Annotated in this window: 11 protein-coding genes; 6 read left to right on the forward strand and 5 right to left on the reverse strand. The window is 69.9% G+C overall.

Features of this window, described 5'->3' with window-relative positions; genetic code table 11:
- Nucleotides 1–69 precede the first annotated feature (69 nt).
- Nucleotides 70–978, forward strand: coding sequence for a DUF1996 domain-containing protein (locus ABFX45_RS40190; RefSeq protein ID WP_346136067.1), 909 nt, complete (start codon nt 70–72; stop codon nt 976–978).
- Between the two features lie 71 nt (nt 979–1,049).
- Nucleotides 1,050–1,757 (forward strand): DUF6319 family protein, encoded by a 708-nt coding sequence (locus ABFX45_RS40195; protein ID WP_233440286.1) that lies wholly within the window; start codon nt 1,050–1,052, stop codon nt 1,755–1,757.
- 290 nt (nt 1,758–2,047) lie between these two features.
- On the opposite strand, the gene ABFX45_RS40200 is transcribed toward ABFX45_RS40195, so the two are convergent.
- Nucleotides 2,048–3,550, reverse strand: a complete 1,503-nt coding sequence (locus tag ABFX45_RS40200) for an alpha/beta hydrolase (protein WP_346136069.1) — start codon at nt 3,548–3,550, stop codon at nt 2,048–2,050.
- A gap of 178 nt (nt 3,551–3,728) precedes the next feature.
- Here ABFX45_RS40200 and ABFX45_RS40205 point away from each other — a divergent pair, with 178 nt between their 5' ends.
- Entirely contained in the window at nt 3,729–4,598 is an 870-nt protein-coding gene (locus ABFX45_RS40205) for an EamA family transporter (RefSeq protein WP_233440288.1), read from the forward strand.
- Here the strand turns inward: ABFX45_RS40205 and ABFX45_RS40210 are convergent.
- Both ABFX45_RS40210 and ABFX45_RS40215 read right to left on the reverse strand, forming a co-directional pair.
- Entirely contained in the window at nt 4,595–5,668 is a 1,074-nt protein-coding gene (locus ABFX45_RS40210; protein WP_109642650.1) for an ATP-dependent DNA ligase, read from the reverse strand. The genes ABFX45_RS40205 and ABFX45_RS40210 overlap by 4 nt on opposite strands.
- Before the next feature lie 17 nt (nt 5,669–5,685).
- Nucleotides 5,686–6,369, reverse strand: a complete 684-nt coding sequence (locus ABFX45_RS40215; RefSeq protein WP_346136072.1) for a pyrimidine reductase family protein — start codon at nt 6,367–6,369, stop codon at nt 5,686–5,688.
- 66 nt (nt 6,370–6,435) lie between these two features.
- Between ABFX45_RS40215 and zapE the strand changes: the two genes are divergently transcribed.
- The 3 genes from zapE to ABFX45_RS40230 all read left to right on the forward strand — a co-directional run bounded on the left by zapE (nt 6,436) and on the right by ABFX45_RS40230 (nt 9,419).
- Nucleotides 6,436–7,425 carry a cell division protein ZapE gene (gene zapE / locus ABFX45_RS40220; protein WP_109642652.1) on the forward strand — a complete coding sequence of 330 codons (990 nt, stop codon included), beginning with the start codon at nt 6,436–6,438 and terminating at the stop codon, nt 7,423–7,425.
- A gap of 103 nt (nt 7,426–7,528) precedes the next feature.
- A complete protein-coding gene (locus ABFX45_RS40225) occupies nt 7,529–7,774 on the forward strand; it encodes a DUF3040 domain-containing protein (protein WP_170155377.1) in 246 nt (81 codons plus the stop codon).
- A gap of 49 nt (nt 7,775–7,823) precedes the next feature.
- Entirely contained in the window at nt 7,824–9,419 is a 1,596-nt protein-coding gene (locus tag ABFX45_RS40230) for an ABC-F family ATP-binding cassette domain-containing protein (protein WP_109642655.1), read from the forward strand.
- Nucleotides 9,420–9,454: 35 nt separating this feature from the next.
- Here ABFX45_RS40230 and ABFX45_RS40235 read toward each other — a convergent pair whose 3' ends face one another.
- Together ABFX45_RS40235 and ABFX45_RS40240 are read right to left on the reverse strand one after the other, a co-directional pair.
- Nucleotides 9,455–9,898, reverse strand: a complete 444-nt coding sequence (locus ABFX45_RS40235; RefSeq protein ID WP_346136075.1) for an HNH endonuclease signature motif containing protein — start codon at nt 9,896–9,898, stop codon at nt 9,455–9,457.
- The coding region (locus tag ABFX45_RS40240; protein ID WP_346136077.1) for a DUF222 domain-containing protein at nt 9,895–10,187 on the reverse strand (293 nt) is incomplete at its 5' end. The genes ABFX45_RS40240 and ABFX45_RS40235, both read right to left, overlap by 4 nt.

The raw sequence follows: 10,187 nt of genomic DNA on the forward strand, positions 1-10,187 counted from the left end.
GCAATAGGGTTTACCGTTTGTCATGAGAGCGCTCTCACACACTGTGGTGCGAGAGGAGTTTCCATGCACGTGCGGATTCGAGGAGCGATCGGCATCGCGGCGGTGGCGATGTCGCTCGTGGCGGCCGGGCTGGTCGTCGGGCAGCCGGGGGTGTCCCACGCGGGACACGGTCACGTCTACAGCGCTGAGCAGGCGCGGGCCATGGCCGAGCAGCAGGCGGTACCGGGATCCGAGTTCCGGGTGACCTGCGCGGCCAGTCATCGCGGGCAGGATGACCCGATCGTGTTCCAGAACCAGTCGGGTGTCTCACACATGCACGAGTTCTTCGGCAACCGGACGACGAACGCGTTCTCGACGCTGACGTCGTTGCGCGCGGGGGCGACGAACTGCAATCCGGTGTCGGACAAGTCGGCGTACTGGGTGCCGACGCTTTACAAGAACGGACAACCCGTCGCGCCCGACAGCGTGACGATCTACTACCAGGGCATTCACGACCGGGAGAGGGCGGTTGCGCACCCGCAGGGGCTGCGGTACGTGGTGGGCAACGCGAAGGCGGCGTCGGCTGCCGAAAATCCGGCCGCGCGGTGGTCGTGCACCACGCAGTCGCCGTCCAGCCGAGACTTCCTGGTCTGCCCGCCGGGCACGAAGGTCGAGACCTATCTGGACTTCCCGACGTGCTGGAACGGACGGGACCTCGACTCGCCGAACCACCGGGACCACATGGCGTTCGCGGTCGGGCTGGTCTGCCCGCCGTCGCACCCGGTGGTGGTGCCGCGGCTGGAGTTCCTGATCACCTATCCGGTGAACGGGACCGGGTTGTCATTGGGAGGCACGCGCAACGGGGTGAACGTGACCAGCGCGCCCGGCTACACGTTCCACGGTGACTTCATGAACGCGTGGGATCCGGCGGAACTGCAACGGCGCGTCAGGAACTGCATCAACGCCGGCTACATCTGCGGAACCGACGGCAACCCGTAAAAAGATCTTGCTGCCGACCCGGTGCTCAGAATTGTCAGGGGTGTAGGGCATGCTGGGGCACAGGTGTTCGAATGGCGGGAGGCAGCGCGATGGCGAAGAAGAGCGGGCTGTCGGCGGACGACGTCGACAGCCTGCGCTCGCAGCTGGACGGAGGCACCCAGCCGCTGGTGTGGTTCACGGCGGCCGCGGTGGGCATGGAGGCGGGGAGGTCGGCGAAGGTTCTCGCGTTCACCGAACCGGAGGAGGGCGATTTCATCCAGGTGCGCCCGACCGGGTCGAAGGACGAGATGTCGTTCTCGCCGGCGGAACTGACGCTTGAGAAGCCCCCGCCGCGCAAGAAGCCGGCGGCCCCGCCTCCTGCGCCACCGGAGCCGCCGCGAGAGACTGAGATCCTCTACCCCTACGTTCCGGAGGCGCCGGTGAAGCCCGCGGCCCCCAAGCCGAAACCCGCTGCCGCCCCTGCCGCCGCCGAGCCGGCGCCGGCGAAGCCCGCGCGCAAGCCGGCCAAGGGCGCCACACCCGAGGTCACCGTCACGCTGGTGGCGGTGGGCGAGGGAGAGTGGACGGTGGAGGTGCTGCAGGGCACCCGCAGGGCGGTCCGCCCGACCCCGGTGTCGCCGGCCGCCGTGGCCCAGGCCGCGAAGCTGCTCACCCCCGAGGTCGCCGAGATCGTCGAGGGCGTCCTGAACGCGGCGCGTGCTCAGCAGCTGGCGCGTGTGGAGCAGTTGCGGGCCGAATTGGAGGCAGCTCAGAAAGCGCTGGAGGATCTGGGCGCGTAGCGCGGTCACACGCTGCGACGCCCCGGTGGTTGTGCCGTCGCGTTCGGGTGAGAGGACTTCCCACGGCTGGTGCCGGGGCGGACCGTGGGATGCGCGGAGGTCCCGCGCAGGTCCGGCTTGGAGTACGGGGAGGCCCTGATGGGTACGTGTGGGTGCTGTTCCGGGTGCACGGGTCCCGGCTGCGGCTGCTGTTCGAGCTGCTGACACAAGATTCGCTCGGGGAGCGTCCCGCGATCTGGCCGCGGGAGGCTCCCCGCCGTCGTTCCCCAGAAGGATCAGGCCGGGCAGGGTCAGGGCGGGCAGACCGTGCCGTTCGACGGCACCTTCGCGTCGATCAGGTAGTCGCGCACCGCCGTCGTGGCACAGCCCGACTTCGTCAGCGCCCCGTGACCGCTGCCCTGCCAGCCGATCAACGCCGACCCCGGCAGCCGCTGCGCCGTGTGCTCGGTCCCGGACGCGGGCGTCGAGACGTCGTTGGCCGTGCTGAGCACGACGATCGGCGGCGCGCTCTTCAACGGGTCGAGCTTCTCGGCCTTGGGCGCCGGGAACGGGGTGCACTGCAGCAGCTTGCGGGCGAACAGCGCGCCGAACATCGCGTACTTGCCCTGCCAGTCGGCGGTCAGCGCCTTCACCCGATCCGGTGGGATGCGGGTCGCGGTGTCGTTGCAGCCGATGATCAGTCCCGCGTCGAAGCGCGGCGGGTTCTCGTCGAGGTCGTTCACCAGCGGGTCGAGCAGTGAGAACAGGCCGCTGCCGTCGCCGGCGCGAGCCTTCACCAGCGCGTCGGCCAGCTGGGGCCAGCGCGAGCGGTCCGCCAGACCGGTCAGGATCGCGTTCAGCGCGGAGCCGGGCGTGAGGTCCACGTACTCGCCGCGCAGCCGTCCGGACCGCAGCTGGGTCAGCAGCGCCTGGACGTCCTCGCGCGGGTTCGCCAGCGCGCAGCCGCGGATCTTGCAGTCGCGGGCGAACGCCTCGAACGCCGCCTCGGACGCCGCGGCACGCGACTCCAGGACGCCGGCCTGGTCGAGCGCGGGGTCGGGGGCGCCGTCCAGCACGACGCGGCCGATGCGGTTCGGGTAGCGCTGGGCGTAGGTCGTGAGGACGCGCGAGCCCTCGCCCAGCCCGATGGCGTTGAGCCGGTCGGTGCCGAGGTAGTCGCGGAGCCGTTCGAGGTCGGCGGCCGCGCGCCACGAGTCGAACGCGGTCAGCCTGCCTTCGAGGTCGAGCACGCACTCCTGCGCCGCGTCACCGGCGGCTACGACGAGGCTCGACTGCTCGGCCTCCGCGGGGTCGTACTCGACGAGCTGCGAGCGGGTCGCCGGCGGCACGCACGACATGCCGTCCGAACGGCCGGTGCCGCGCCGGTCCACGCCGATGATCGTGTAGGTGCTGAGGATCTCCTTGGGCAACGCCGCCGCGAGCCGTGCGGCCTTCATCGTGCCCGGTTCGCCACCGGGGTCGTTGACCACGACCAGCGCGCTCTTGCCCGTGCCGACGCGCATCAGCGCGAGACCGAGCGTGCCCCGCCCGGGACGTCCCGGCGGGTCCAGCACGACGGTCATGCGCGCGCATTCGTACGTTTGATCGCCCTGGGGAGCGTCGGCGCCGAGGCGGTCCTTCATCTGCTCGTTGCACGGCGACCAGCCCAGCGAGTCCGTCCGGTACTGGCTGAGCGGCGGCACGGGCTGCGGCCCCGCGAGCGCGTTCTGGTCGACGGGCTGGTTCTCCTCGCCCTTGACCGCGATCACCGGCCGGGTCGAGGGTCCCGCGCTGCACGCCGTCAGCACGCTCACTGCCAGTAGGACCAAGGCAGCGCGACGCACAGATGTCCCTCACTCTCGTTCACTCTCAGGGGAGCTGAGCGTCGCACGTCAGAGGTGAGAACGCGGTAAGTGAGGTCCCTGTGTGCTGGCTCACCGGCACGCACATATGGGATGCCCCGCGCGACAGCCCTGAGTGAGGATGGGAACCATGGCTCACGCTGATCGGCTTCCCGCCGCCAGGCTCGTCGGCGGCATCCCGCCGACGGCGCTCGTGCTGCTCGGCATCGTCAGCGTGCAGGTGGGCGCGGCCCTCGCGAAGCAGCTGTTCACGGTCGCGGGTGCGGCAGGCACGGTGACGCTGCGGCTGGTCGTCGCCGCGATCGTGCTGGTCGCGATCTGGCGGCCGTCGCTGCGCCTGGACCGCCGCACACTTGCGGTCGTCCTTACCTACGGCGTGGTGCTCGCCGCGATGAACCTCTGCTTCTACTTCGCACTCGAACGCATCCCGCTCGGCGCCGCGGTGACGATCGAGTTCCTCGGCCCGCTGGCGGTGGCCGTCGCGGGTTCGCGGCGCTGGCTCGACGGCGTGTGGGTGCTGCTCGCGGGCGTCGGCGTGGTGCTGCTGACGCGGGTGCAGGGCGGTCTGGCGTTGTCGGGCGTGCTGTTCGCGCTGGCCGCCGGTGCGTGCTGGGCGGCGTACATCCTGGTGACGGCCAAGCTCGGCAGCAAGACCACCGACGGCAAGGGCCTCGCTCTGGCGATGGTGGTGGGGTCGGCGGTCGCGTTGCCGTTCGGCGTCTCGTCCGCCGGTACCGCGATGCTGGACCCGGTCGTGCTGGCGGCGGCGTTCGCGGTGGCCTTGATGTCGTCGGTGATCCCGTACTCGCTGGAGCTGGAAGCGTTGCGGCGCATGCCTCCGCGGGTGTTCGGGATCCTGATGTCGCTGGAACCGGCCGTGGCCGCGCTGGCCGGTCTGCTGCTGCTCGGTGAACACCTCAAGCCGGCGCAGTGGGTCGCCGTGTGTTGCGTCGTCATCGCCTCGGTCGGGGCGACGCGCTCGGCGCGCCCGGAGGCCTAACGGGGGCGGAGCTCGCCCTTCAGCACCGAGGCCACGTCGTAACGTGCCGGGATCTCCAGCTGGTCGTAGCGGCACGACAGCGGCTCGCGGTCGGGACGCCACCGCGCGAACTGGCCGTTGTGCCGCAGCCGCACCGGATGCTCGCCCTCGGTCTGGGTGTAGTGGATCTCCAGCACCCGCTCGGGGCGCAGCGCCACGTACTCGGCCTGCTTGCCGCGCCACCGGTTGATCTCTCCGGGAATCCGCTGGCCCGGCTGGGGATTCGCCCACGGGTGGTCGTCGGACTCGGTGATCAGCGGTGCGAGCTCGGTGGCGAGCTCGCGGCGTTCGGCTGCCTTGAACGACCCGCAGACGCCGATGTGGTGCAACAGGTCGTTCGAGTCGTAGACGCCGAGCAGCAGTGAGCCGACGGCGGTGCCGGGCTCGGTGTCCTTGTGCCAGCGCAGGCCCGCCAGCACGACGTCCGCGGTGCGGGCGTGCTTCACCTTGATCATCGTGCGCTTGCCCGGCGTGTACGGGCCGTCCGCCGGCTTGCCCATCACACCGTCCAGGCCGGCGCCCTCGAACAGCGTGAACCACTCGCGCGCGGTCTCGGCGGACGTGGTCGCGGGCGTGATGTTCAGGTCCGGGATCTTCAGCAGCGCCTCGCGCCTGGCCACGGTCGGCGACTCCAGCAGCACGTCGGAACCCAGCGCCAGCAGGTCGAACGCGACGAACGTGGCCGGCGTCGACTCGGACAGCAGAGCCACCCGCGAAGCCGCCGGGTGGATGCGTTCGGAGAGAGCGTCGAAGTCGAGCTCCTCGTCGCGCGCCACGACCAGCTCACCGTCGACGACCGCGCGCTCGGGGAGGACCTCCAGCATCGAGGCGACGACCTCGGGGAAGTAGCGGTTGAGCGGCTTGCCGCTGCGGGACTGCAGGAAGACCTCGTCGCCCGCGCGGAACACCACGCAGCGGAAACCGTCCCACTTCGGCTCGAACACGAGGTCTGAGGAATCCGGTATGCCGTCGACCGCAGTGGCGAGCATCGGCTGCAGAGGCGGTGTCACGGGTAGGTCCGCAAGTTCCACACCGTCATCCTGCCTCTTCAGCTGGAATTTCGCCGCCGATACCGCATCAGAAGCACGTCGTCGGCGCGCAGAACCGAGCGCAACGACAGATCCGCGGGCGGGATGACCGGGCCGTGCGCGATTCGCGGCGCGTCGCCCACCGCGAGCAGAGGCGAGATCGTCAGGTTCAGCTCGTCCACCAGACCCTCGGCCACCATCGAGCCGAACAACGTCGGCCCGCCCTCCAGGTTGATCCGCCGCAACCCCCGCGCGGCCAGCTCCTCGACGGCCACCCGCAGATCGACCTCCGTGTCGCCGGCGACGATCACGTCGGCGGGCAGCCCGGACAGTCCGGCGGCAGCGCAGGTGATCACGATCGGTGGCACCGCGGTGTTCGTGAACAGCGGCAGCTCGGGCGTCAGCGTGCCGCGCGCCGTCACCACCGCGATCGGCAACGCGGCGGGCAGGCCGAGCCGCGCCCGTCGTTCGAGATCGGGCCGCGCGCCCCGGTAGCCCTCGACCAGCACGGTGCCCGCGCCCACCAGCACGACGTCGGCCAGGTCGCGCCCGAGCAGGTAGATCTGCTTGTCCGCGGGCGAGCCCAGCCCTGCCGAACGTCCGTCGACCGACACGGCACCGTCCACGCTGGACACGAAGTTCGCGGTCACCCACGTCCGGTTCGCGGGGTACTCGTAGAGCGACTCGAGTGCTGTGTCGGTCATCTCAACGCCCGGTGAGGGCCACAACATCTGCACGAACACATCCCATCACGCCGATAGGGTGCGGGCATGCGCTTGTCCGACCGGGATCCCCAGATCGGGGCTGACGAACTGATCGAGAGCCTGGTGCCGCCACCCAGGTTCGACCACGTCAGCTTCGACAGCTACCTCCCCAACCCGGACGAGCCCAGCCAGGCCGCCGCCGTCGAGGCCGGCCGCCTGTTCGCCGCGCGCGTCAGCCTGAAGCGCAAGAAGTGGTCGCTGTTCGGCTCCAGGACCGAGGACGAGGGCAAGCTCGGCCTCTACCTCGACGGCGGCTTCGGCGTCGGCAAGACCCACCTGCTCGCGTCGCTCTGGCACGCCGTCCCCGGCCCCAAGGCGTACGGCACGTTCGTCGAGCTGACCAACCTTGTCGGCGTCCTGACCTTCCCCGAGGCCGTCAAACGCCTGAGCGGCCACAAGCTCCTCGCCATCGACGAGTTCGAGCTCGACGACCCCGGCGACACCATGCTGGTCACCCGCCTGATCAAGGAACTGACGGCGCAGGGCGTCTTCATCGCCGCCACCTCGAACACGCTGCCGGACAAGCTCGGCGAGGGCCGGTTCGCCGCCGCCGACTTCCTGCGCGAGATCCAGTCGATGTCCTCGAAGTTCGACGTCGTGCGCGTCGACGGCCCCGACTACCGCCACCGCGGCCTGCCCGACGCGCCGCCGCCGATGTCCGACGACGAGCTGCAGTCCAAGGCCGCGAGCACCGAGGGCTCGACGATCGACGACTTCGACGACCTGTGCAAGGCACTGGCCCGCATCCACCCGTCGAAGTACGGCCGCCTCGTCGACGGTGTCTCGGCGGTGCACCTGAAGGACGTGAAGCCCGCACCGGACCAGTCGGTGGCGTTGCGGCTCGTGGCGTTCGGCGACCGGCTCTACGACCGCGACATCCCGGTCGCGGTGTCGGGTCAGCCGTTGTCGGAGCTGTTCACCGACGAGATGCTGCGCGGCGGCTACCGCAAGAAGTATCTCCGCGCGGTCTCCCGGCTGGTCGCGCTGAGCCGCTGATCGCCAACGATCGAGCGACGCAAGTTTGACTGCGGCGACGTTCGAGTATCCACTGGGGTGACGAGCGGGAATGAGGACGTCCCGATGTCTTCCGGAGGCACCGATGCTGAGTGAGGCCGAACGCCGCTCGCTCCAGGAGATCGAGCAGCGGCTGTCAGCTGAAGAACCCAGGCTCGCCCGCACCCTGAACCACCAGGTTCGGCCGTGGCTGTTCTACCTCTTGCTGCTCGTGTTCGGCGGACTCACCGTGCTCCTGACGGTGATCGGCGCGCTCGGTCCCGCGTTCCAGTGCATGCTGGTCACGGCTGCCGCGCTGGTCCTGCGCCGCTACCCGATCAGACTCCGGTAGCCGGAAACTCGCTGGCGTTCATGACCGGCGAGCCCCGACGATCTCCGGCGTGGGGTATCTGGAAGCGAACGGGCTCGCGTACACGCTGCCGGACGGCCGGGAGCTGTTCCGCGACGTCTCGTTCAAGGTGAGCGGCGGCACCGTCGTCGCGCTGGTCGGCGCGAACGGCGTGGGCAAGACGACGCTGCAACGCATCCTGTCCGGCGAGCTCGCCCCGAAGCTGGGCAGCGTGCACGTGCAGGGCGGCCTAGCGGTGATGCCGCAGTTCATCGGCTCGGTCCGCGACTCCTCGCTCGTCCGCGACCTGCTGCTCTCCGTCGCACCTCCAGCGTTGCGTGAGGCCGCATCAGAACTCGACGAGGCCGAGCTCGCGCTGATGGACACCGACGACGAAGCCGCCCAGATGCGCTACGCCAACGCCCTCACCAGCTACGGCGAGGCCGGCGGCTACGACATCGAGGTCCTGTGGGACACCGTCACCGTTCTTGCGCTCGGCCTGCCCTATGACCGCGCACGGTTCCGCGAAGTCCGCACGCTGTCCGGCGGCGAACAGAAACGCCTGGTCCTGGAGACGCTGCTGCGCGGCCACGAACAGGTGCTGCTGCTCGACGAGCCGGACAACTACCTCGACGTTCCCGGCAAGCGCTGGCTGGAAGAACGCCTGAAGGCCACCGACAAGGCCGTGCTCGTCGTCAGCCACGACCGCGAGCTGCTGGCCAACGCCGCCACGCACGTCGTCACCGTCGAGGCGCACTCCGCGTGGACGCACGCCGGCTCGTTCGCGACCTGGCACGCCGCCCGCGCCAAACGCATCGAGAAGCTCCAGGAAGATCACCGCCGCTGGAACGAGGAGCACGAGCGCCTGAAGGAGCTCGTGCGCACGCTGCAGCAGCAGGCGAAGTACTACGAGTCGATGGCGCCGAAGTACCGCGTGATGGCCGCCCGCCTGCAACGGTTCGAGGAGGCCGGTCCACCGCCGGAGATCCCCACCGACGAGAAGGTCAACCCGCGGCTGAAAGGCGGCCGCACCGGCGTTCGCGCGATCACGTGTGAGCAGCTGGAGCTGACCGGCCTGATGAAGCCGTTCTCGCAGGAGATCTTCTTCGGCGACCGGGTCGCGGTGCTGGGTTCGAACGGGTCGGGCAAGAGCCACTTCCTGCGGCTGCTGAGCGGCGACGACGTCCGCACCACCGGCGCGTGGAAGCTGGGCGCACGCGTCGTGCCGGGCCTGTTCGCGCAGACGCACGAGCACCCGGAGTGGATCGGCCGCACGCTCGTGGACATCCTCTGGCACGGCGACGACCAGCGCGCGGGCCGTGACCGCGGCGCCGCGATGTCCGTGCTGAAGCGGTACGGCCTTGACAAGGCGGGCGACCAGCGGTTCGAGAACCTCTCGGGCGGGCAGCAGGCGCGGTTCCAGATCCTGCTGCTGGAGCTGTCCGGGGCGACGTTGCTGCTGCTCGACGAACCGACCGACAACCTCGACCTGGCCTCGGCGGAGGCGTTGCAGAACGCGCTGAACGACTTCGAGGGCACGGTCGTCGCGGTCACCCACGACAGGTGGTTCGCCAAGTCGTTCGACCGGTTCCTGCACTTCCGGGCGGACGGCCGGGTGTCCGAAGTGGACGAGCCGGTCTGGACGTAGCGCGGACTGCGGGCAGCCGCCTTCCAACGGCACCGTCAGGCGGTGTGGATCAGGCTGCGATGCGGTGCCGTGGCGGCGTTTGCTGCTACGGGTTGGCTTGCGGTGTGGAGTTGGTTGTTGCGTGGTCTTCGCTGAGGGTCGATGAACGCGGGCGGCCGGAAGTGCGGTAGGCCGCCGATCATCTGGATCTGCCAGTCGGAGTGGTGGATGAGGTCGTGGTGGCGGCGGCAGAGCAGCACGAGGTTGTTGAGGTTGGTTTCGCCGCCGTTTGCCCAGTGGTGGATGTGGTGGGCTTCGCAGTGGCTGGGTGGTCTGGTGCAGCCCGGGAAGGCACAGCCTTTGTCTCGTGTGACGAGCATGCGGCGCAGGCCTGAGTTGAGGGCTCGGGTTTTGCGGCCGACGTCGTGAATCTGGGAGCGGCTGCCGAGCAGCATCGGGATCACCGCGGAGTCGCAGGCGATCTTGCGGACCTGGTTCATCGGGAGGTGGTCGCCGTTGTCGAGCCGTGCGGTGCCGATGGCGCGCGGAGCTTGTCGTAGTCGACGGTGACGGTGAGCTGGACGCGTTCGCCGCCGTGGATGCGGTGCTGGTCGGCGCGCAGCGCGAGGTCGACGATCTCGCAGAACGCGTCCCCTTCCCGCTCGGGCGCGAACCGGAGGTCCTCGGGGGCGGGTTTGGCCAGTGGGTCGAGTAGCGCGTCGAGCTTGGCGCCGGTGTCCAGGTCGAGGTCGGCGAACAGCTGGTACCGGCCGCCCTGTCTGCGGCGGC

It is taken from the genome of Lentzea roselyniae, assembly GCF_039537795.1.
Lineage (GTDB): Bacteria > Actinomycetota > Actinomycetes > Mycobacteriales > Pseudonocardiaceae > Lentzea > Lentzea atacamensis.

Bases quoted from the DNA above. Each gene is read 5' to 3' on its own strand.
- ABFX45_RS40195 (WP_233440286.1), top strand. From the start codon at position 1,050: ATGGCGGGAGGCAGCGCGATGGCGAAGAAGAGCGGGCTGTCGGCGGAC.
- ABFX45_RS40205 (WP_233440288.1), top strand. From the start codon at position 3,729: ATGGCTCACGCTGATCGGCTTCCCGCCGCCAGGCTCGTCGGCGGCATC.
- ABFX45_RS40215 (WP_346136072.1), bottom strand. From the start codon at position 6,369: ATGACCGACACAGCACTCGAGTCGCTCTACGAGTACCCCGCGAACCGG.
- zapE (WP_109642652.1), top strand. From the start codon at position 6,436: ATGCGCTTGTCCGACCGGGATCCCCAGATCGGGGCTGACGAACTGATC.
- ABFX45_RS40225 (WP_170155377.1), top strand. From the start codon at position 7,529: ATGCTGAGTGAGGCCGAACGCCGCTCGCTCCAGGAGATCGAGCAGCGG.
- ABFX45_RS40235 (WP_346136075.1), bottom strand. From the start codon at position 9,898: ATGAACCAGGTCCGCAAGATCGCCTGCGACTCCGCGGTGATCCCGATG.